General features: G+C 71.3%; 18 protein-coding genes and 1 pseudogene. 11 read left to right on the plus strand and 8 right to left on the minus strand.

From position 1 onward, the window contains the following. Nucleotides 1-30: 30 nt before the first annotated feature. Nucleotides 31-681 (plus strand): MBL fold metallo-hydrolase, encoded by a 651-nt coding sequence (locus E0E30_RS03060; RefSeq protein ID WP_130865045.1) that lies wholly within the window; start codon nucleotides 31-33, stop codon nucleotides 679-681. Here the strand turns inward: E0E30_RS03060 and E0E30_RS03065 are convergent. Continuing rightward, nucleotides 587-1,793 (minus strand): annotated as a pseudogene (locus E0E30_RS03065) (protein kinase domain-containing protein); the annotation flags it as partial. The gene E0E30_RS03060 and the pseudogene E0E30_RS03065 sit on opposite strands and share 95 nt — an antisense overlap. Nucleotides 1,794-2,089: 296 nt before the next feature. Here E0E30_RS03065 and E0E30_RS03070 point away from each other — a divergent pair. Genes E0E30_RS03070 through E0E30_RS03080 form a run of 3 tightly spaced genes read left to right on the plus strand, consistent with a single transcriptional unit; the run spans nucleotide 2,090 to nucleotide 3,632 of the window. Then, entirely contained in the window at nucleotides 2,090-2,806 is a 717-nt protein-coding gene (locus E0E30_RS03070; protein WP_130865047.1) for a thiamine phosphate synthase, read from the plus strand. Beyond that, a complete protein-coding gene (locus E0E30_RS03075; protein WP_130865048.1) occupies nucleotides 2,803-3,273 on the plus strand; it encodes a guanyl-specific ribonuclease in 471 nt (156 codons plus the stop codon). Before E0E30_RS03070 ends, E0E30_RS03075 begins: the two co-directional genes overlap by 4 nt. Next, on the plus strand, nucleotides 3,270-3,632 hold the full coding sequence (locus tag E0E30_RS03080; RefSeq protein WP_130865049.1) for a barstar family protein: 363 nt from the start codon (nucleotides 3,270-3,272) through the stop codon (nucleotides 3,630-3,632). Before E0E30_RS03075 ends, E0E30_RS03080 begins: the two co-directional genes overlap by 4 nt. 13 nt (nucleotides 3,633-3,645) lie before the next feature. Here E0E30_RS03080 and E0E30_RS03085 read toward each other — a convergent pair whose 3' ends face one another. Beyond that, nucleotides 3,646-4,740, minus strand: a complete 1,095-nt coding sequence (locus tag E0E30_RS03085; protein WP_130865050.1) for a polyprenyl synthetase family protein — start codon at nucleotides 4,738-4,740, stop codon at nucleotides 3,646-3,648. Between the two features lie 115 nt (nucleotides 4,741-4,855). Between E0E30_RS03085 and E0E30_RS03090 the strand changes: the two genes are divergently transcribed. After that, nucleotides 4,856-5,764, plus strand: coding sequence for a methylenetetrahydrofolate reductase (locus E0E30_RS03090; protein WP_130865051.1), 909 nt, complete (start codon nucleotides 4,856-4,858; stop codon nucleotides 5,762-5,764). Here E0E30_RS03090 and E0E30_RS03095 read toward each other — a convergent pair. Both E0E30_RS03095 and E0E30_RS03100 read right to left on the minus strand, forming a co-directional pair. Further along, nucleotides 5,694-7,982, minus strand: coding sequence for a HelD family protein (locus E0E30_RS03095; protein WP_130865052.1), 2,289 nt, complete (start codon nucleotides 7,980-7,982; stop codon nucleotides 5,694-5,696). The genes E0E30_RS03090 and E0E30_RS03095 overlap by 71 nt on opposite strands. A gap of 87 nt (nucleotides 7,983-8,069) precedes the next feature. Continuing rightward, on the minus strand, nucleotides 8,070-9,314 hold the full coding sequence (locus E0E30_RS03100; protein ID WP_130865053.1) for a carotenoid dehydrogenase: 1,245 nt from the start codon (nucleotides 9,312-9,314) through the stop codon (nucleotides 8,070-8,072). A gap of 184 nt (nucleotides 9,315-9,498) precedes the next feature. Here E0E30_RS03100 and E0E30_RS03105 point away from each other — a divergent pair, with 184 nt between their 5' ends. From E0E30_RS03105 to E0E30_RS03115, 3 genes are read left to right on the plus strand one after another with little or no spacing between them, the layout of a single operon-like run. Continuing rightward, nucleotides 9,499-10,635 (plus strand): ABC transporter substrate-binding protein, encoded by a 1,137-nt coding sequence (locus E0E30_RS03105; RefSeq protein WP_130865054.1) that lies wholly within the window; start codon nucleotides 9,499-9,501, stop codon nucleotides 10,633-10,635. After that, complete coding sequence (locus E0E30_RS03110) at nucleotides 10,632-11,702, plus strand: ABC transporter permease (RefSeq protein ID WP_130866704.1); 1,071 nt, start codon at nucleotides 10,632-10,634, stop codon at nucleotides 11,700-11,702. The genes E0E30_RS03105 and E0E30_RS03110 overlap by 4 nt, the downstream gene beginning before the upstream one ends. After that, nucleotides 11,696-12,544 carry an ABC transporter ATP-binding protein gene (locus tag E0E30_RS03115; RefSeq protein WP_130865055.1) on the plus strand — a complete coding sequence of 283 codons (849 nt, stop codon included), beginning with the start codon at nucleotides 11,696-11,698 and terminating at the stop codon, nucleotides 12,542-12,544. Before E0E30_RS03110 ends, E0E30_RS03115 begins: the two co-directional genes overlap by 7 nt. Nucleotides 12,545-12,587: 43 nt before the next feature. Here the strand turns inward: E0E30_RS03115 and E0E30_RS03120 are convergent, their stop codons facing one another. Continuing rightward, nucleotides 12,588-13,772 (minus strand): TDT family transporter, encoded by a 1,185-nt coding sequence (locus E0E30_RS03120; protein ID WP_210115757.1) that lies wholly within the window; start codon nucleotides 13,770-13,772, stop codon nucleotides 12,588-12,590. Nucleotides 13,773-13,843: 71 nt separating this feature from the next. Here E0E30_RS03120 and E0E30_RS03125 point away from each other — a divergent pair, with 71 nt between their 5' ends. The 3 genes from E0E30_RS03125 (at nucleotide 13,844) to E0E30_RS03135 (ending at nucleotide 17,510) form a co-directional block, all read left to right on the plus strand. Beyond that, nucleotides 13,844-14,776 (plus strand): LysR substrate-binding domain-containing protein, encoded by a 933-nt coding sequence (locus tag E0E30_RS03125; protein ID WP_210115758.1) that lies wholly within the window; start codon nucleotides 13,844-13,846, stop codon nucleotides 14,774-14,776. 64 nt (nucleotides 14,777-14,840) lie between these two features. Beyond that, nucleotides 14,841-16,952, plus strand: coding sequence for an MMPL family transporter (locus tag E0E30_RS03130; protein WP_245306477.1), 2,112 nt, complete (start codon nucleotides 14,841-14,843; stop codon nucleotides 16,950-16,952). A 123-nt stretch (nucleotides 16,953-17,075) separates the two neighbouring features. Further along, complete coding sequence (locus E0E30_RS03135; RefSeq protein ID WP_130865057.1) at nucleotides 17,076-17,510, plus strand: Hsp20/alpha crystallin family protein; 435 nt, start codon at nucleotides 17,076-17,078, stop codon at nucleotides 17,508-17,510. Nucleotides 17,511-17,613: 103 nt separating this feature from the next. Here the strand turns inward: E0E30_RS03135 and E0E30_RS03140 are convergent, their stop codons facing one another. From E0E30_RS03140 to E0E30_RS03150, 3 genes are read right to left on the minus strand one after another with little or no spacing between them, the layout of a single operon-like run. Further along, nucleotides 17,614-18,474 carry an ABC transporter permease gene (locus tag E0E30_RS03140; protein ID WP_130865058.1) on the minus strand — a complete coding sequence of 287 codons (861 nt, stop codon included), beginning with the start codon at nucleotides 18,472-18,474 and terminating at the stop codon, nucleotides 17,614-17,616. Then, entirely contained in the window at nucleotides 18,471-19,376 is a 906-nt protein-coding gene (locus E0E30_RS03145) for an ABC transporter permease (RefSeq protein WP_210115759.1), read from the minus strand. Before E0E30_RS03145 ends, E0E30_RS03140 begins: the two co-directional genes overlap by 4 nt. Nucleotide 19,377: 1 nt before the next feature. After that, nucleotides 19,378-20,316, minus strand: a complete 939-nt coding sequence (locus E0E30_RS03150; protein ID WP_210115760.1) for an ABC transporter ATP-binding protein — start codon at nucleotides 20,314-20,316, stop codon at nucleotides 19,378-19,380. Nucleotides 20,317-20,654: the final 338 nt, after the last annotated feature.

The following is a 20,654-nucleotide window of genomic DNA, read 5'->3' on the forward strand; positions in this document are numbered from 1 at the left end:
CCGCGCGGACGGAGGTGCCAGACTGAATGCATGAGAATCACCCATCTTGGACACTCCTGCGTGCTCGTCGAGGCGGCCGAGACGCGGATCCTCATCGACCCGGGCAACCTCTCGGACGCCTGGCACGGCATCACCGACCTCGACGCGATCCTCGTCACCCATCGGCACCCCGACCACGTCGACCCCGTGCACATCGAGGACCTCGTCAACGCCAACTCCGCGGCCATCTGCCGGGCCGAGGAAGGGGTCTGCCGCGAGGTGCCGCAGCTCGACGCCGACCCCATCGCCCCCGGCGACGTCCTCGACCTGGGTGGGGTGCACATCGAGGCGGTCGGGGGCCGTCACGCCATCATCCACCGGGATCTCGAGCCCATCGGCAACGTCGGGTTCCTCATCGGCGAGGGCCTGGGCACGATCCTCTTCCATCCCGGGGACGAGCTCGACGAGACCCCGCGCGGGGTGGACGTCCTGGCCATTCCAGCCCATGCGCCGTGGGCGGCGATGAAGGAGACGGTCGACTTCACCCGGGCCGTCGGGGCCCCCCACGGATTCCTCATCCATGACGGGCTGCTCAACGAGTACGGGTGGCGGCTCGCCCACGACCGGCACGCCGAGATGACCGACACCCAGATGCACGACCTGCGTGGCGGCCAGGCCTGGCAGGTGCCCGACCGGGGCTGACTCCCGGGACGTGAGGACGCCCGCGGAGGGATCCGCGGGCGTCGGGGAGTCGATGTCGGGACCGTGCCTCAGAGGTACCGGTCGAGGGCGACGTGGGGCGCCTTGACCGAGGGTTCCGGGCGGGNGTCATCGGTCGCCCCGGACCGGGGCTGGGTGGTCCGGGGCGCGCCGCCCTCCGGGACCGTTGGCCCCAGCTTCGCGAGGAGGGCGGTGAGCACCGGGTCGGACCCCTGCCGGGTGACGATGGCGCGGCGGGCTCGCCGGATGAGGTCGAGCATCGACCGGGCATCGGCCGGGCGACGTCGCGGGTCGCGCGCCGTGCAGGTCCGCACGATGGCGTCGAGGAAGTCGGGGATCCTGGCCGCGAGGTCCTGGCTCGGGCCGCTCTGGCCGGCCAGGAAGTCCGACGGCGCCGGGATGTCCTCGTTGACGTGTGCCCACGCCACCTGGATCGGGGAACCCCCGGTGTGCGGCTTGCTGCCGGTGAGCATCTCGAACAGGACGATCCCGGCCGAGTACACGTCGGACCGCTCGTCGGCGCGACCGCTCGTCACGAGCTCGGGCGGGATGTAGCTCACCGTGCCGATGAGCTGCCCGTTCGTCGCCGAGATCGTCTGGTTCGTCACGGCCCGCGCCAGCCCGAAGTCGGCGACCTTGATCTGCCCCCGATCGGAGATGAGGACGTTCTCCGGCTTGACGTCCCGGTGCACGAGGCCGTCCTCGTGGGCGCTGGCCAGGGCCGAGACGACCGGTTCGAGCAGGTCGAGGGCACGCAGCGGAGGCAGCGGGGCCTCGCGGGTGATGACGTGGCGCAGGGTGCACCCGGGCACGTACTCCATGACGATGTAGGCGCGGCCCTCGTCGGCCCCCTGGTCGAAGACCGAGACGATGTGGGGGTTGACGAGTCGCGCCGCCGCCTTCGCCTCGGTGTCGAAGCGTCGCGAGAGTTCGGCGTCGAGCCCCTCGTGGATGACCTTGACGGCCACCGTGCGCCCCAGGTGCAGGTCGTGGGCCCGATACACGGTCGCCATGCCGCCGCGGGCGATCTTCGAGGTGATCTCGTAGCGGTCCTCGAGGACACGACCCACCAGGGGGTCGGTACTCATGGTCATGCTCACGATTCGCCTCACACACGGTCGGGGGAAGAGAGGCCGTGTCAGCCTGCCGTCGAGTGTATGCGAGTGCCGGGGTCGTCGTCGTGCAGGTCGGCCGGCGTGCCCGGAGCTCGGTTCCCGCCGTGAGGTCGGCGACGGGCTCCGGCGGCGCGCTCCACCGTGTTCAGGCGCCTGACGGCGCGCCTTGCCGTGTTGTGGCGCCTGATGGCGCGCCTTGCGGTGTTGTGGCGCCTGTCGGCGCGCCTTGCGGTGTTGTGGCGCCTGTCGGCGCAGGGGACCTCTAGGCTGTGCCCGTGACTGTCCTCATGGGCCTTCGGGAGCGTCTGGAGGCGACCCGCCTGTGCCTCGTCACCGACCTCACGCCGCCCGCCGGCTCCTTCGTCGAGGTCGCCGCAGCGGCGGTGCGCGGGGGCGCGGGGATGGTCGAGATCCGTGACCGACACGCCGGCATCGACCAGATCGCGCAGGCCGTCGACGCCCTGCGGACCGACCTCGGGTTCACCTCGGTCCTCGTCGCCGTCCACGGTGACGCCGCCCTCTACCGGGCGGCGCGTGCCGACCTGGTCCACCTGCCCGCTGGCGGCGGCATGAGGGCGACCCGCAGGGGAGTCGCCCCGCACGGACTCGTCGGACGCTCCGCCCACGACGCCGCCGAGCTCGACGGCGCCTGGGACGCCGACTTCCTCGTCGTCGGACCGGTCAACCCCGGTCGTGCGGCGACGGCCCGGCTCGGCACCGGACGTGGCGGGCTCGACGTCGTCCGGTCGGCCGCCAGCAGGTTCCCGGCGACCGAGGAGTCACCCATGGTGTGGTTCGCCGCCGGGGGGATCGACATCGACCTCGTCGACGAGGTCGTCGCCGCCGGGGCCGGTCGGATCGCCGTCGGCCGTGCCATCACCGGGGCCACCGATCCCGGACGCGCCGCCAGGGACCTGACGACGGCACTCGACCGTGCCCTCGTACGCAGCTCGGGCGCCTCGAGTGAGCCCTGCCCCTGGAGCGCCTCATGAGACGGTTCGTCGGGCTCCTCCTCGGGTTGCTGCTCCTCGTCACCGGCTGCGCGGCCGGAGCCGGGGTGACCGACTCCCCGGCCGCCACGGCCACGAGCGCCGCCGCCACGGCCAGCCACGGCGCGTCGGCGCGGTGGATGGGGTCGGGCACACCGGCGACCTCCCACCGGTCCGGTCACGGTGCCGCCGACGGCTTGCCGACCGTCCCGCTGGCCGACCTGCCCGTCGAGGTCCGCACGACTGTGCGACTCATCCACGCCGGCGGGCCCTTCCCGTACTCGCAGGACGGCGTCACCTACCACAACTACAACCGGCTCCTGCCGCGTCATCCGGACGGGTGGTACCACGAGTACACCGTGCGCACCCCGGGCGAGCGCAGTCGCGGCGCGCGACGGATCATCACCGGTCGCGACGGCGTCCTCTACTGGACGCCCGACCACTACTCGAGCTTCGCGAGGATCACATGAGTGCCACCTTCCGGCCCACCCCCGGCGTCCACCTCCTCGACGAGGTCACCCGGTCGCGGACCGACGACCTCGCCGCCGCCTGGCGGCAGGCCGGCTGGCGGGTCGTCACCGTGTCCGGTGGCGCGACCCTGCCGCAGACCCTCCGGCTGCTCGGCGACGCCCTCGATCTTCCTGACCACTACGGCGTCAACCTCGACGCCCTGTGGGACTGCCTCTCGGAGCGGGAGGACCCGACGGCCGTCCTGTGGACCGGGTGGCAGGGGTTCCACGAGCACCACCGGGACGACTGGAACCGGCTCATCGAGGTCCTCATCGACGCCTCCCGCGAGGATCCCGGCCTGGCCGTGCTGCTGGGCTGAGTCGCGCCCGTCCTCAGGCCGCCCGATCGACCGACCGGTGGGCGAGTTCGAGCAGCCCGGCACGCCCCTCGGCGGTCATGTCCGTCCCCTCGAGCACGGCGACGGCGCGCCGCAGGCCGTCCTCGATCATCTCCTCGACGGCTGTCCGCGCCCCGGAACCCTCGATGATGCCGCGGGCGGTGGCGATGTCGGAGTCGTCCAGGTCGGCGCGTCCGAGCATCGACGCCAGCCGGGAGGCCTGGGCGGGTGTCGACCGGCTCAGGGCGTGCGCCACGAGCACCGTGCGCTTGCCCTCGCGCAGGTCGTCGCCGGCGGGCTTGCCGGTCTGGGAGGTGTCCCCGAAGACGCCGAGGAGGTCGTCGCGATACTGGAAGGCCCGGCCCAGGGGAGAACCGAACCTGGCCATCGCCTCGACGAGCCCGGGCCCCCCGGATCCGAGAGCCACCCCGATCTGACAAGGCCGTACGACGGTGTACGAGGCCGACTTGTACTCGACGACCCGACCGACGAGGTCGAGGGCCGACTCGTCGTCGGCACCGGCCATCCCCGCCTGGGCGGTGACGTCGAGCACCTGGCCGCAGGTCACCTCGGTGCGCACCGCCTCGACGAGCGGACGGGCCGCGGCCAGGGCCTCGGGCGGCAGCGGGCTCGACTCGAACATCTCGACGCTCCACATGGTGAGCAGGTCCCCCAGCAGCAGGGCCATGTCGGTGCCGTAGGAGGTCGACGAGCCCACCCCTGCGGCGTCCTCGTGGGCCAGTTGGAAGCGTCGATGGGCCGACGGGAGCCCGCGGCGGGTGTCGGAGTGGTCCATGAGGTCGTCGTGGACGAGGGCCGAGACGTGCAGCAGTTCGAGGCTCGATGCCGCCTGGAGCAGGCCCGTCGGGTCGTCCGGCTGCCCGGTCGCGGCGACCCGACCCCAGTAGCAGAACGCCGGACGAAGCCTCTTGCCGCCGGAGGTGTAGTCCCGGGCGGCCCGGATCACGGGGTCCAGCTCGGCCCCGATCCGGCGCAGCACGGGGCCCTGCCCGCCCAGGAAGTCGCCGAGGCGCGCCTGGACCGCGTCGCGGAAGTCCTGGCCCGCGGGATCTGCCGGATCGAAGCTCATGGGTCCACCCTAGAGGGCCCGGGCGTGGGGCGGCGTACGCCAAGCCTCCCGACGTGGTCGCCCGACACGTGGGACGCGGACATCACCAGTGCGCCGGATCCCTAGGGTGGCGGCCATGACCAGCCCGACCCGGAAGCCGACCATCGCCGACCTGCTGGCCGCAGGGGGGCGCCGCCTGCACTCCTTCGAGTTCATGCCGCCTCGCTCCGAGGAGGACGTCTACCGGCTGTGGAGCGCCACCGACGCCCTGGCGCCGCTCGACCCCGACTTCATCTCGGTGACCTACGGGGCCAACGGGTCACGACGCGACCGGACCCTGCGCTGCTCCCAGCACATGGTCTCGACCGGGCTGCGCACCGTCGGCCACCTCACCGCCGTCGACCAGGGTGTCGCCGACCTCGAGCGGATGGTCGCCGACTACGCCGACTCCGGGATCGACCACATCCTGGCCATCCGCGGGGACATGCCCGGGGGGGCCACCGAACCCTGGGTCGCGCGGGCCGACGGACTGCCCAACGCCACCGAACTCGTCAAGCTCGTCCGTCGGGTGCATCCCGAGGCGTGCATCGGCGTGGGGGCCTTCCCCGACACCCACCCGGCCGGCAGTCCTGACCTGGACGCGCGCATCCTCGTCGACAAGTACGAGGCGGGGGCGTCCTTCGCCATCACCCAGCTCTTCTTCGTCGCCGACCACTGGAGCCGGCTCGTCGAGCGGGTGCGTGCCCTGGGCTGCCCCATCCCCATCATCCCGGGGATCATGCCCATCACCTCGTACGGCCAGATCTGCCGGTTCACCGAGCTTGCCGGCACGGTCGTGCCCGACGAGGTCGTGGCGCGCGTCGACCAGGTCAAGGACGACAAGGCCGCGGTACGTCGGGTCGGCATCGAGATGGCGGCCGAACTGTGCTGCCAACTTCTCGACGCCGGAGCTCCCGGCCTGCACTACTTCACCCTCAACCGGTCGCGTGCGACCACAGAGCTGCACGCCATGGTGACCCGGCTCCGGCCGGGGCTGTGGGGCTGACCGGTCCCGCGGACCCGGCCGCCTCCGGGCCCACCCCGAGGACGACGAGCCGCTGGGTCGGCCGGGTGAGGGCCACGTAGAGCACCCGGACGCCGCCGGGTGACTCGGCGACGATCCGGTCGGGATCGACGACGATCGCCGCGTCGTACTCCAGCCCCTTGGCCTGCATCGTCGTGACGACGAGCACCCGGTCGGACTGATCGGCCAGCGGACCGTCCTCCTCGACCAGCGGTCGGAGCGTGCCGACGAGGGACGGCGGGCAGATGATGCCGACCGTGCCGTCGACGTGGTCGACGAGCTCCCCGGCGTGCTCGACGACCGATCCGGGCAGGTCATCGGCCCTCACCGTCGTCAGCACCGGGTCGATCCCGGTCGAGCGCACCGCCTCGGGCAGGTCGGCGTCGGGCTGGACGGTGACGATGACCTCGGCGGCCAGGTCGAAGACCTCGGCGGGCGAGCGGTAGTTCTTCGACAGTCGGAAGGTCCGGTGGGGAGCGTGGCCCACGAGTTCGTCGAGGGCGGCGCGGGTCTCCTCGGGGTGCGGATAGGCCGACTGGGCCGGATCCCCGACGATGGTCCACGAGGCCTGCGGGCCCCGGCGGCGCAGCATCCGCCACTGCATCGGGGTGATGTCCTGGGCCTCGTCGACGAGGACATGGGCGAAGGTGTCCTGGGGGTCGTCGTCGGGGTCGACCGTACGGTGGTCGGTGAGCGTGTCGGCGATGGTGACGAGCTCGGCCACCGACTCTCCGCCGGTGAGGAAGACCGGCTCCTCCGACTCCACCGGGGCTGGACCGAGGATGGCGACGAGCTCGTCGAGCAGGGCGACGTCGGCCACGCTCCACGGACGCCGTCCTCGGTCATCGGCCGCCGGGATCGACCCGGCCAGGACACGCCGCTCGTCCTCGTCCAACTCCGCCCCGACCGCCTCGACGACGGCCGGGTCGGCGAGCCGGGCCAGCACCTGCTCGGCGGTGAGGTGCGGCCACCAGGCGTGGAGGAACATGCGATAGGCGGCCTGCGAGGTGACGAGGTCGTCGAACTGGTCGCGGGTGAGCTCGTAGGAGTTGAGCACCTCGGCCGGCAGCTTGGCCCACAGCTGGTCGAGCAGGGACTGCTCGGCCGCCGCCCGGGCGCGGTTGTACCGGGTGCGTCCGAGAATCCTCGCCCGGGTGCGCGAGAGGGTGGACGGCCTGAGGGTGAGCACCTCGCCCTTGATCGTCACGCGCAGGGCGAGGTCCTCGGGGGCGGCGACCATGGGCAGGTCGACGAGACGACGCAGCAGCTCGACCATGCTCAGGCTGCCCTTGAGGGTGGCGGCATCCGACTCGTCGAGGCGGTCAGAGCCCGTCGACAGGACGTCGGAGGCCACCTGGCCGATGGAGCGCAGGGTCACCGAGTCCTCGCCGAGGCTCGGCAGCACCCGCTCGATGTAGCTCATGAAGACCGCGCTGGGCCCGACGACGAGCACCCCGCCGTTCTCCAACCGGGTGCGGTGGGAGTACAGCAGGTAGGCCGCCCGGTGCAGGGCGACGACGGTCTTGCCGGTGCCCGGGCCGCCCGAGATCGAGGTGACGCCCTGGTAGGGGGCGCGGATGGCCTCGTCCTGCTCGGCCTGGATGGTCGCCACGATGGAGTGCATCCGGGTGTCCCGGGCGCGGGTGAGGGCGGCCATGAGGGCTCCCTCCCCGATGATCGGCAGGTTCGCGGCGTTGTCGGAGTCGATCAGGTCGTCCTCGATGCCCACGACCTTGTCGTCGCGACACCGCAGGACGCGTCGGCGGACCACGCCCATGGGGTCGGTCGGGGTGGCCCGGTAGAAGGGCTCGGCGGCCCGCGCACGCCAGTCGATGACGAGCGGCTCGTAGTCGGCGTCGCGCACCCCGATACGCCCGATGTGACGCACCTCGTCGTCCCGCACCAGGTCGATGCGGCCGAAGACGAGGCCCTCGTGCTCGGCGTCGAGGACGGCCAGCCGGCGGGCGGCGTTGAAGGAGAAGGCGTCCCGCTCGAACATCGCGGTGCCGTCCTCCTCGCGCACCCAGGTGGTGCGGTCGGAGTGGTAGATCTGCGAGCTGGCCCGCGCCATCCGGCGTGCCTGGGCCTCGTCCACCTTGAGCTGGGCGTACACGCGGTCGACATGCTCCTGCTCGGCGGCCAGCTCGGCTGCGGCGACGGCTGGTGGGGTGGAGCGCTGGGACGACGACTCTGGGCTCAAGATCGATCCTCACACTGTGGGTTCCCGAACAGGGCTGAGGAACGATGCTACGCGCCGTGACCCCCGTGCGCCCACCTCAACGGCGGCTCAGGGTTGCTCATGTCGACGTCGTGGTCGGCCCGCGGCGCCGATGAGCCGGTTCGTGGGGCGGACGTCGTGGCCGGTGAGGTGTTCGTGCACGGCGTAGGTGGCCAGGGCACCGGCGAGGACCCGGGCCCAGGGTTCGGGACCACCGTGCCCGTCGGGGCCGGCGTGGAGGGTGGGGACGCCGTCGACGACCTGCCAGGTCATGGGGGGTCGGGCCGCCCAGGTCGCCACCGCCATGCCCGGGCCCAGGTGGGGGGCCTCGATGGGACGGGAGTGGTCGTGCACCCGGGTGACGACGACGTCGCCGCGCCGCCAGTTCCATGTGACGACGGGCAGGCCGCCCTCATGGGTGACGAACTCGGACAGGACGTCGGCCGCGTCGGCATCGGTCGCCGGACGGGTGGACGTCGTCACCGTCGGGGCGAGGAAGGGTGCGTGGCGTCGGGCCCGCAGAGCGCGCAGTGGTCCGCCGGCCGAGGGTGGACTCACCCGGGTGTCGATGACGACGTCGGGGGAGAGGGGCAACTCGGTGGTCTCGACGACGCGCACCCCGCGTCGCTCCAGTCTGGCGGCCAGGACGTCGAGGAGGGGTTGCACATCGGTCGGACCGTCGGCGTCGACGAGCTGCCAGCGTCCGAAGACGCGCTGGACGGCCAGGTCGGCCAGGAGCAGAGTCGCCCCGTCCCGGCAGCCGCCCCGCCGGGCCGACAGGTCGGCGAGGACCTGTCCGAGCTGCCCCGGCAGTTCGCGGGCGAGCAGCCGCAGGGTGTCGCGTCGACCCTTCTGGGGGAAGGCGCTGGGGACGTCGGCCAGGGTGGGTCGCTCGACGACCGCATGCTCCAGCCCCCAGGCACGTCGGGTCTGCCACAGGTCGTCGGCCTCGTCGAGGACGCCGGTCCAGCGCTGGGCGATGGCCTCGTCGAAGGATTCACGGACGGCGCTGATCTGCGCACCGCGTTCGGTGGGCAGGATCAGCCCGTCGTGGACGGCGGAGGGGGCCTCGACGAGGCTGACCCCGGCCTCGAGCAGGTCGGCCTCCATGTTGCGGCCGGTCTTGGCGCACAGGTCCCGCCAGACCGAGGGCAGTTCGAGCACGGGCTCGAGCTCCAGGTGCAGGGGCGAGGTCGAGGACGGTGTCCATCGTGGGTCGTCGGTGCCGATGTGGACCCGGTGGCCCAGCCGTGAGAGCCGCAGGGCTGCGGCCAGGGCGGTGAGGTCTCCACCGAGGACGTGGACGGTGTGCATGGTGACCATTGTCCCTGCGCTCGTCGTCGCGCCCGTCACGGAGCCCTCCGTGCAGGCCCGAGGGGGTCGCCCCGGTCATCCCGTTCGTCTCGGCACATGGGATGTCATCTCGCAATACAGGACATTCTTGGACTGTGGCAAGGGGCGATCCTAACCTCCTGTCACCACCTCGTAGGAGAATCCCATGGCTGACACAGACCCCGACCAGTCCGGACCCACCGTCCTTCCCTCCGGCGCCACCGTGCGCACGGAGCCCGAGACCTCCACCGCCGAGACCTCCGGGCGCGGCCCGGTGAGTCGACGCACCCTCCTCACCGGGGTCGGCGTCGCCGCCGTCGCCGGACTGGCCATGGGAGCCGGCGTCGCCGGACCCATCGCCTACCACCGCGGGAGGTCCACCGGTGGTTCGGCGAGCGTCGCCAACCGTCCGCTCACCCTCATCTACGGCGGCGATGTCTGCGATGCCCCGGCCATCGTCGCCAAGGAGAAGGGCTTCTTCGCCGACGCCGGGCTCGACGTCACGCTGCGTCGCACCGTCGGCGACGAGGACATCAAGGCCGCCGTCGGCTCGGGCCAGTACGACGCCTCCTCGGGCATCTTCTACTCCTGGCTCAAGCCCATCGAGCAGGGCCAGAACGTCAAGTTCATCGCCGGCCTGCACGGCGGCTGCCTGCGACTCATCGTTCCCAAGAACTCGAAGTTCACGACGGTCGCGAACCTCAAGGGAGCGACCATCGGCATCCCCAGCCTGCACTCCTCGGCGACGATGTTCTTCTCCATGGACCTGCTCGACGCCGGCATCAACCCACTGCCCGAGGCCAAGCAGGTGGTGTGGAAGGTCATGGACTCCTCGGTGCTGGCCGACGCCCTCAAGAAGGGCGAGGTCGACGCCATCGCCACCTCCGACCCCATCGCCTACCTGCCCGTCCTCGACGGCTACGGCGTCGAGCTGGCCAGCAACATGTCCGGGATGAACGCCCAGGCCTACTGCTGCTGCACGGCCCTCAACGGTGATCTCGTCAAGAACGAGGCCCCGCTGGCCCGCAAGCTCATCGACGCCTGGTGCCAGGGGTCGCGCTACGTCGCCGGGAACGAGGCCGAGGTGGCGCGCATCGAGGTTGACAAGAAGTACGTCGCCGGGGATGTCAAGACCATCGAGACCCTGCTCAAGAGCTACACGTGGAAGCCGTCGGTGACCAAGCTCAAGAGCTCCCTGCTGCCCGGGATCGAGAAGTTCAAGAAGACCGGCTACCTCGAGAGCTCCTCGAGTCCCCAGCAGCTCGCCGACAAGGCGTTCACCACCCTGGGCCTCACGTGGTGAGCGGGGTCGTCGAGGCCAGGGCGGAGGTCTCGGATCGGGACGCCGCCCTGGCCGCCGACCCCGGGGTCTTGGCTGCCCTCAACCGGCGCCACCGGCCTCGCAAGGCCCACGAACCGCTCGTCGGCTGCGCTGTCGCCCTCTGGGTGGTGACGACTCTCGTTATCCTCCTCGTCCCCGACACCACAGCGTTCCTCGTCCATGGCCAGGTGCCGCTGGCGGTGTGCACCGGGCTCGTCGCCCTGGTCCTCTCGGTGCTGGGAGTGCTGGCCGTCGGAGCCACCAGCGGTGCCCGGCTCGGGGCCTCCCGGTGGCTCGGGGCGTGGACCCCGTGGTGGGTCGCCATCGGCGTCGTCACCCTCGTGCTCGACGTCCTCACCGCCAAGACGGCGGTGCTGCGTCCGCCCTACGTCCCGCCGCCGGGCCAGCTGCTCACCGAGGCCTGGACCGACCGTGTCCTGCTCGGCCAGTCGATCGCCAACTCGGCCCTGCTCCTCGTCCTCGGGCTCGTCATCGGTGGCGTCGCCGGACTGCTCACCGGTCTGTGGATGGGCTGGTCGCGGCGCGCTGGGTACTGGTTCAACCCCATCGTCAAGTACATCGGCCCGGTGCCGACCCTGGCGTGGATCCCCATCGTCTTCCTGGCCTTCCCCGACACCTTCTGGGCGGCGGTCTTCCTCGTCTCGCTCACCGTGTGGTTCCCCATGACGGTGCTGACGAACGCCGGCATCCGTTCGGTGCCGAAGAGCTACTTCGACGTCTGCCAGACCCTCGGCGCCTCGACCCGGTTCCTCGTGCTCAAGGTGAGCCTGCCGGCGGCGCTGCCGAACATCTTCACCGGCATCTTCATGGCCCTGCCGACGGCCTTCGTCACCCTGACGATCGCCGAGACCCTGGGGGTCAACTCGGGTCTGGGCTGGTACATCAACTGGAAGAAGGGGTGGAGCGCCTACCCGGCCATGTACGCCGCGATCGCCGTCATGGTCGTGCTCTGCGGCAGCCTGCTCAGCCTCGAACTGGCCGTGCGCAACCGCGTCCTGGCCTGGCAGAAGGACCTCACGAGATGGTGAACGACCACACCGACGACATCGATCCGGCCGGGGGAGCCGACCGGGCCAGTCAGGCCGGTCAGGACGGTCAGGACACTCCGGCAGGGGACCGGGGGACGACCGGCGCCGTCGACGTCCTCGGCGTCACCCAGGCCTTCCTCAACCACGGCAAGCCGCTGCCCGTCCTCGACGGGGTCGACCTGTCGGTGCGTCCGGGGACCTTCGTCAGCCTCGTCGGGCCCTCGGGCTGCGGCAAGTCCACGCTGCTGCGCCTGGTGGCTGGCCTCGACCTACCGGTCTCCGGCACGGTCTACGTCGACGGACGCGTCGTCACCGGACCTGACCCCCGTCGCGGACTGGTGTTCCAGGACCCGACCCTGTTGCCCTGGCTCGACGTGCAGCACAATGTCGCCCTGGGGCCGACCGTCCAGGGCCATGAGGACGACCCGGTGTGGACCCGTCGGGTCGACGAGATGATCGAGATGGTCGGTCTCGACGGGTTCCGTCACGCCCTGCCCTCGGAGCTGTCGGGCGGCATGGCCCAACGCGCCTCCCTGGCCAGGGCCCTGGTGACCAGACCCGAGATCCTCCTGCTCGACGAGCCCCTCGGCAAGCTCGACGCGCTCACCCGCTCCTCCCTCCAGACCGAGCTGGCCAGGTTGTGGGCCACCCAGGGGTTCACCGGGATCATGGTGACCCACGACGTCGAGGAGGCGCTCCTCCTGTCGGACCGGGTCGTCGTCTTCTCCCCGCGCCCGGCGCACGTCGTCGCGGACATCCCGGTCGACCTCGAGCGTCCGCGGACCCAGGACGACCCGCGGTTCCGGGCGTTGCGGCACGAGATCCTCGATCTGCTCTTCTGAGCCGGCAGGGCCGGTCACGGGGGAGCGTCCGCGACGGGTGAGTTCAGGCCGCCCTGACGACGGCGCCGGCCACGGCGCGGATCGTCGCGACCGCGCAGAGGGTCCACGTGCCCACGAGGGCCAGGCACGCCCCGACGGACGCGAACTGGTAGCCATCGAGCCCCGACCCCGTGGCCAGCAGGTGCGATCCCAGGCACAGTGTCCCGATGGGGAAGGTCAGCGCCCACCACCCCGGGACGAAGGGCATGTGCTGGCGGAACCCGCGCACCGTCATCGCGACGGCCCATCCCACGAGGGGAATGCCGATGGTGAGCATGACGAAGCCGTAGACGTTCGCGATCTGCTGCACCGTGGCCACGTCGGGCACCCGGAGGAAGGTCTCGGAGCGCCGGGCGATGGTCTGGGCGGCAGCCGTCGACTGGCCGACGACGCCCAGGGGGATCCACGCCGTCGTCGAGGCGATGATCGGCAGCGGCTTGACCCGCCAGTGATGGTTGTACGCGACCGCGAAGACGAGCAGGCCGAGGACCAGCGAGAGGAAGAAACACCCGACCGTGGCCATGAGCATCCAGATCTGGGCCGGTCGGCTCCCCAGGTGACCGATGAGGGCCCCGCCGGTGGTGGCCGACACCATGGGCGGGACGACGGGAAGTCCCCAGGTGGCTGCCGGACTGCCGACGTCCCGGCCCACGAGCCGCAGGCCGAAGTCCAACGCGGTGAGGACTCCCAGGCCGGTGCCCAGAGTCCACAGCACGGCGTCCACGACGATCGCCGCATGGGCGTGCGCCGGCCAGTGGACCGGGATGACGGTGGCGGTGGCGGAGCCGACGGACAGCATGCCCATGGCGACCATCCCCCAGGTGACGAGGACGGGGATCTCCCGGACCGTCTCGGCGAGGCGAGCTGGCCGGCGTGCCACCCCGAGGGCGAAGGCGCCGGTCAGACCGATGAGGGCCACCCAGCCGATGACCAGGAGCGCCACCGCCATGACCTGTCCGCCGGGTATGGACCCGCGCAGGGTCTGGGTGAGTGTCGAGAGGATGCCGGTGCCCATGACCGACCCGTACCACTGCGGTCCTGCCGGTGGCAGGCGCGGTCCGGGCCCCGCTGTCGGGGCCGAGCTGGGTTCCGGGGCCGAGCTGGGTGGCGGGGCCGAGCTGGGTGGCGGGGTCGGGGCCGACCGGAGGTCGTGGGGCGTGACGGGCAGAGTGGTCGCGTCGGTCGGCATGGGGACCACTGTGCTCGGTGTCGTCATCGGGCGGTAGACCTCGTCCCGACATGGTGACATATCCTGTGGATATGCGCTCCTGGCCCGACATGGCGGCTCTGGACCTCCTCGTGGGTGTCGCCGACGACGGCAGCCTGTCGGCTGCCGCGAGGTCCGTCGGCATGGCCCAACCCAACGCGACCCGGTCCATCGCCCGTCTGGAACGTCGGCTGGGCCTCGTCCTCCTGCACCGTTCCACCCACGGTTCGACGTTGACGGCGTCCGGACTGCTCGTCGTCGAGTGGGCCCGGGCGGTCATGTCGGCGGCCGGCCAACTCCTCGACGGTGCGGCATCGCTGGCCGATGGTGCAGCCGGGACCTTCGTCGTCACCGCGAGCCAGACCGTGGCCGAGCACCTGCTGCCACGGTGGCTGGCCTCGCTGAGGGCGTCGTGGCCGGGGACCCGGATCGAGGTGCGCGTGGGCAACTCGACCGGGACGGTCGACGAGGTCCACCGAGGGGTGTGCGACCTCGGGTTCATCGAGGGGCCGTGCCCGCCGCCCGGCCTGCACAGCCTCGTCGTCGCCCGTGACGACCTGGTCCTCGTCGTGCCCCCCGGGCACCCGTGGGCCGGCCGGCGTCATCCGGTCGGGATGGAGGAGCTGGCGGGCACCCCGTTGGTCCGCCGGGAGCCCGGGTCGGGCACGAGGAGCGCCCTGGACGCGGCTCTGGGGCGGCCCGCGATCGGGCTGCTCGACCTGCCGAGCAATGCCGCGGTCCGGGTGAGCGTCCAGTCGGGCACGGGACCGGCCGTCCTCAGTGGGCTGGCCGTCCGCGACGCCGTGGCGGCCGGCGCCCTCGTCGAGGTCCCCACCACTCTCGACCTGCGCCGTGACCTGCGCGCCGTGTGGTCCGGACCGAGGGTGCTTCAGGGGCCCGCGGCCGACCTCGTCCGCCTGGCCCTCGCCGGGACGGGGACGGGTCCCGCGATGGATCCACGCCCTGACGATCAATCTTTCGGCTGATGCCCGGGCGGACGACGATCCGTAGCGTCGATGGAGTCCACAACCGTCGACGAAAGGCTCTGTCGTGCCCCTCCACGAACCTCACGATCTCCGGGGCGTCCCCCCGAGGTCGGCCACCGACACCGCCGGCCGGGACGGCGGGCTCATGGGTCCGCTCACCGGGCGACGGTCGGCGTGGATCGTCATCGCGCTCTTCGTCGTCATCGTCGGGTCCCTGGCCGGTGCCCTGCGCGGAGGTGGACCCGTGGGTGGGATGGACACCATCCCCGCGACGAGTGAGTCGGCCCGTGAGGCGGCTCGCTCGGCGACCTTCCCGGGGGCCGGCACCGGGCAGGCCATCGTCGTCGTGGAGCGACGCGACGCAGGTCGCCTCACCTCGTCCGACCTGGCGGCCCTGGGCCGGGTCGCCAAGGACCTCGGTGCCGGAGGTTCGGCCTCCGGTGCCTCGGCCTTCGGGCCCCAACCGTCGAAGGACGGCAGGGCCGCGGTCATCGGCGTCCCCGTCCGGACGGACGTCGACAAGACCTCGCTGCGCCACGAGATCGACACCCTGAGAAGTCGCGCCCACGCAGCCGTCCCGCCGACGACGACCGCCCAGGTCACCGGCGGGCCGGCCTTCGGTGTCGACGTCGCCAAGGCCTTCGACGGCACCGACGTCACCCTGCTGCTCGTGACGATCGGCGTCGTCGCCGTGCTGCTCCTGCTCACCTACCGGTCGCCGATCCTCTGGTTGCTGCCGTTGTCGGTCGTCGCCCTGGCCGACCAGGCCTCCAACGTCGTCACCGGCGCTCTGGGGAAGGCGGCGTCGCTGAGCTTCGACGCCGGCGTCATCTCGGTCCTCGTCTTCGGCGCCGGGACCAACTATGCGCTCCTGCTCGTCTCGCGGTACCGCGAGGAGCTCACCCGCCATGACGACCACCGGGCCGCGATCCGGGCTGCCTGGCGCACCACCGTCGGTGCCGTCGTCGCCTCGAACCTCACCGTCGTCGTCTCCCTGGCCACCCTCGTGCTCGCCGTCATGCCGGCCGCCCGGGGCCTGGGTCTGGCCGCGGCGGTCGGCCTGCTCATCGCCCTGGCCAGTGTCGTCCTCGTCCTGCCGGCGGTCCTGGCCGTGTGTGGACGGCGGGTCTTCTGGCCCTTCGTGCCGAGGCCCGGCTCCCGGGACGAGGCCGGCGAGGGGATCTTCGCCCGCGTGGCCCGGTGGGTGACGCGCCGGCCCGCGATCGTCGTCGGTGCCGGCGCCGTCGTCATGGCGACGATGGCCGCCGGGCTGCTGGGCACACGGATCGGCCTGACCCAGATGGAGCAGTTCTCGGCGCCCAACGAGTCGAGCGCCGGGTACGCCACCCTGGCGCGACACTTCGACCCGGGGGAGGCGCAGCCGAACGTCGTCGTCGCCCGGGCCGATCGTCAGGCGGCCGTCATCGCCGCCGCGCGGGGGGTCGACGGGGTGAGGTCGGTGCGTCCGACCGGCACCGCGAACGGCTGGGCCCGCATCCAGGTCGTCGGTGACGCCGAGCCGGAGTCCGCCCGCAGTCTGGCCACGGTACGGCAGCTTCGTGACGCCGTCCACGCCGTTGCGGGAGCGGACGCCCTCGTCGGGGGAGCCAATGCGCGCGCCGTCGACGTGCACGACGGGTCGATGCGCGACCTGCGGATCATCGCCCCGCTCATCGCCGTCGTCGCCCTGGTGGCGCTCGTCGTCCTGCTGAGGGCCGTGGTCGCCCCCGTGCTGCTGGCGGTGACGAACCTCGTGAGTGCCGCGGCGTCCATCGGTCTGGGGGTCCTGCTCGGCCGGCACCTCTTCGACTTCCCCGGGCTCGATGTCGCCGTCCCGCTGCTGGCGGTGCTCTTCCTCGTCGCCCTGGGCGTCGACTACACGATCTTCCTCGTGCACCGGGCGCGGGACGGGGTCTCGCGATGGGGGACCCAGGAGGCCATGGTGCGTGCGGTCGGCAGCACCGGGGTCGTCATCACCTCGGCCGGTGTCGTCCTGGCGGCCGTGTTCGCCGCGCTGGGGGTGCTGCCCCTCGTCGTTCTGGGGCAGCTCGGTCTCATCGTCGGGGTCGGTGTGCTCGTCGACACGCTCGTCGTGCGGACGGTGCTCGTGCCGGCGCTCTTCGCCCTCGTCGGTGACCGACTGTGGTGGCCGACGCGAATCGACCCGACGAACTGATCCTTGCCTTGAGCGAACATGACTCAACTCTTGTTTGCATGGCGCCCAAACGGGTCTAGAGTTGAGTCCGTAAGGCTCAAGGAGAGCCTGACGGGATGTCCCGCCTGAGATGAAGGACCTGAGATGACTCGTACTTTCGACCCGTTCCGCGACATGGACCGCTTCTTCGCCGACGCGACCCGTACGCCCGCCTCGGTCGCCATGCCGATGGACCTCTACCGCTCCGGCGACGAGTACGTCGTCGCCATCGACCTGCCCGGGGTCGACCCGGCCAGCATCGACATCGACGTGGAGGACAACACCCTCACCATTCGCGCCGAACGTCCCTCCCGTGCCGGTGAGGACGCCCAGTGGCTGTCGCGCGAGCGTGCCTTCGGCACCTTCGCCCGTCGCCTCAACCTCGGCAGCGGTCTGGCCACCGACCGGATCGGCGCCGACTACTCCGACGGCGTCCTCACGTTGACCATCCCGGTCGCCGAGGCCGCCAAGCCGCGCAGGATCGAGGTGAAGCACGGCACTCGGACCATCGCCGGCGCCGTGGAGACGCCGCAGGAGTGAGCCGCTCCCGAGGCACGACGCCCTCGGCCCCCGGACCCAGACCCATGGGTTCCGGAGGCCGAGTCGTCGTCGACGCCTCGGTGCCTCCCGGTCGCCCGACGGGTCAGCGCAGGAAGAGGTCGCGCAGGCGCGTCGTCGTCAGCCACATGCCGAGCACAGTCATGGCGACGAAGTAGAGGCAGTGCAGCCAGGTGACGCCGGTGACGGCGCCGACCGAGAACTGGCGCATCATCTCGACCCCGTGCCACAGCGGCATCGCCTCGACGAGCCACTGGAGGGGGCGTGGGTAGACGCTGATGGGATACAGGGTGGCCGAGAAGAGGAACATCGGCAGCATGAAGAAGTTGATGAGATCCATCTGCTGGAAGGTCTTCATGAAGCTCGTCACGCCCATGCCGAACGAGGCGAACCCCAGGGCGACGAGGAGCGCGGCCGGGATCATGAGCAGGGCCCACCAGCTCGTCACCAGTCCGAGACACGCGATGACGACCATGAATCCCAGGGCGTAGAGCAGCCCGCGGGCCAGGGCCAGTGTGATCTCGCCCAGGGCGACGTCGAGCGGGCCGAGGGAGGTCTGGAGCATCGCCTGGTAGAGCTTGGCGAACCGCAACTTGAAGAAGACGTTCCAGGTGGAGTCGTAGATGGCCCCGTTCATGGCCGAGGTGGCCAGCAGGGCCGGGGCGATGTACGCCGCGTAGCTCATCGGTCGACCGCCCGGCCCGGCGATCTGGCCGACGAGTCCGCCCATGCCCAGACCCATGGACAGCAGGTAGAGCACCGGCTCGAAGAACCCGGAGATGAGCACCGTCCAGTTCTGGGTGCGCACGGCGAGCCAGCCGCGCTGGAGGACTGCCCGCGCGTTGCCGGCGTACAGGCCCGGCAGGGGCCGACGCCGTTCGAGCCGGCGGACGATCTCCAGGGTCGGCTCCGGCGCCGAGGCCGGGCGTGAGGTCGGGGCGGTCATCGACTCAACCTCCGTCGGTAGAGCCGGAAGGACATCCACAGACCGGCTGCCGCGGTCGTGACGAGGAAGAGGACGTGGACGCCGGTGAGCCACATCGGCTCGTGCAGTCCGAAGGACGCCGTCCGCGCCAGTTGGGTGCCGTGCCAGATGGGCGAGATCCAACCGATCCACTGCAACCACAGAGGCATGACGCCCAGCGGGTAGTAGGTGCCGGCGAAGAGGGACATCGGCATGACGACGAAGCGCTGGACGAAGGCGAACTGGCCCTTCTCGGTCTCGATGGATGCCGAGTAGGCCTGCAGGGGTGCCCCGAAACTCGACGCCGTCAACAGGGCGATGGGGATGGTGAGCACCGACCAGTGCGAGGGTGCCGCCCCGAATGCCACCATGATGAGCCAGAACACCGCGGACTGGGCGAGGAACCGGATCATGACGGCGACGTGGTGTCCCAGGGCGATCTGGGCCGGGGAGACCGGCGTCGCCACCGGGCCGTCATAGAGGTGCGACCACTTGAAGCCCTCCATGACGGGGTAGGTGAACTCCTCCCCGGCGCTCATGACGATGGTCGAGATGAGCAGGGCCGGGGCGACGAAGACGATGTACGGGACGCCGTCGACCCGTTGGCCGTTGGCGCTCACCAACGCTCCCAGGCCCAGCCCCATGGCGACGAGGTAGAGGACGGGGTTGCCGATGGCGGTGCCGACGATGGTCCAGCGGTAGGCGCGCATCCTCATGAGCAGCCACCGGGTGATCGACCAGAACCCCCAGAGCCGCTGGTGGGCGGCCATGGCGGTGGCGTCCACGGGGGTGCCGCGGGACGTCAGGGTGAGGTCGTCGGCGTGGACGAAGGTGCCCCCGGCGGAGTCCGGGGAGCCGTGGTCGGGAGAGTCGGGCGGCGTCATGTCAGTCGATGAGGGATCGGCCGGTGAGGGTGAGGAAGACGTCCTCCAGGCTGGTACGGCGCACCAGGGAGGTCGTCGGCGTGAGGCCGCGGGCGGTGATGGCCTCGAGGGCGTCGTCCCCGGACTCGGCATAGACGAGGATGCGGTCGGGCAGCACCTCGCGGCGCACCCCGATCCCCTCGAGCTGGCCGACGACGGTGGCGTTGCGGTCGGCGCCGAAGCGCACCTCGACGACCTCGCGCGAGCAGTACCGGGCGATGAGCGCGGCGGGGGAGCCCTCGGCCATGATCCGGCCGTGGTCGACGACGATGAGGCGATCGCACAGCTGCTCGGCCTCATCCATGAAGTGGGTGGTCACGACGAGGGTGACGCCCTGCTCCTTGAGCCGGAAGAGGCGGTCCCAGAGGATGTGTCGGGCCTGCGGGTCGAGGCCGGTGGTCGGTTCGTCGAGCAGGAGGATCGACGGCTCGTTGACGAGGCCCCGGGCGATGGTGAGACGCCGCTTCATGCCGCCGGAGAGGTTCTGGACCCGCTCGTCACGCTTCTCGGTGAGCTGGGCGAACTCGAGCAGGTCGACGGTCTTGGCACGCAGCCACGACGTCGGCAGACCGAAGTACCGGCCGTACATGAGGAGGTTGTCGGCGACCTTGAGCTCCTCGTCGAGATTGTCCTGCTGCGGGATGACTCCCAGGTGTGCCCGGACCCGCGGGCCGTCGTCCTGGGGATCCAGGCCCATGACGGTGAGGGTGCCGTCCGTCCGGCCGAGGGTGCCGCCGATCATGCTCATCGTCGTCGACTTGCCGGCGCCGTTGGGGCCGAGCAGTCCGAAGGACTCCCCGGGGGCGACGTCGAAGTCGATGCCGTCGACGGCGACGAAGTCACCGTAGGTCTTGCGCAGGCCACGGGCCGAGATGACGGGGGCGGTGGGGGCTGGACTCACTCGCCCAAGGGTAGCGGTTCGGGCGTCGACGTCGCGGGTGGTGGGACGAGGAGGGTGGCACTGGGTTGGTGGTACTGGGCTGGTCCGGGCGTCCGGATGAGTCAGGTCGCTCGTCGGGGACCTAGGCGTCACCGTGGTGGTCCGGGGGGCCGCGCGCCTGACCCGAGCTCCGCTGGCCCGGCCCTGCCTGCGCCTTGTTATCCCTACCCTAGCCTGTCCCGGCCCTGCCCGCGCCGGCTCTGGCCCTGCTATCGCCGGCCTTGTCCACTCCCGCCCTGCATGCGCCGTGCCCTCGCACGACGTCGCTCCAGAAACGTCACGCTGCTCCGGAAACGGTC

Origin of the sequence: Acidipropionibacterium timonense (assembly GCF_900605005.1) — a bacterium.
GTDB classification, from domain to species: domain Bacteria; phylum Actinomycetota; class Actinomycetes; order Propionibacteriales; family Propionibacteriaceae; genus Cutibacterium; species Cutibacterium timonense.

Coding starts and splice junctions, on each gene's coding strand:
- E0E30_RS03060 (WP_130865045.1), top strand. CDS start 31: ATGAGAATCACCCATCTTGGACACTCCTGCGTGCTCGTCGAGGCGGCC.
- E0E30_RS03075 (WP_130865048.1), top strand. CDS start 2,803: ATGAGACGGTTCGTCGGGCTCCTCCTCGGGTTGCTGCTCCTCGTCACC.
- E0E30_RS03080 (WP_130865049.1), top strand. CDS start 3,270: ATGAGTGCCACCTTCCGGCCCACCCCCGGCGTCCACCTCCTCGACGAG.
- E0E30_RS03085 (WP_130865050.1), bottom strand. CDS start 4,740: ATGAGCTTCGATCCGGCAGATCCCGCGGGCCAGGACTTCCGCGACGCG.
- E0E30_RS03090 (WP_130865051.1), top strand. CDS start 4,856: ATGACCAGCCCGACCCGGAAGCCGACCATCGCCGACCTGCTGGCCGCA.
- E0E30_RS03100 (WP_130865053.1), bottom strand. CDS start 9,314: ATGCACACCGTCCACGTCCTCGGTGGAGACCTCACCGCCCTGGCCGCA.
- E0E30_RS03105 (WP_130865054.1), top strand. CDS start 9,499: ATGGCTGACACAGACCCCGACCAGTCCGGACCCACCGTCCTTCCCTCC.
- E0E30_RS03115 (WP_130865055.1), top strand. CDS start 11,696: ATGGTGAACGACCACACCGACGACATCGATCCGGCCGGGGGAGCCGAC.
- E0E30_RS03120 (WP_210115757.1), bottom strand. CDS start 13,772: ATGCCGACCGACGCGACCACTCTGCCCGTCACGCCCCACGACCTCCGG.
- E0E30_RS03125 (WP_210115758.1), top strand. CDS start 13,844: ATGCGCTCCTGGCCCGACATGGCGGCTCTGGACCTCCTCGTGGGTGTC.
- E0E30_RS03135 (WP_130865057.1), top strand. CDS start 17,076: ATGACTCGTACTTTCGACCCGTTCCGCGACATGGACCGCTTCTTCGCC.
- E0E30_RS03140 (WP_130865058.1), bottom strand. CDS start 18,474: ATGACCGCCCCGACCTCACGCCCGGCCTCGGCGCCGGAGCCGACCCTG.
- E0E30_RS03145 (WP_210115759.1), bottom strand. CDS start 19,376: ATGACGCCGCCCGACTCTCCCGACCACGGCTCCCCGGACTCCGCCGGG.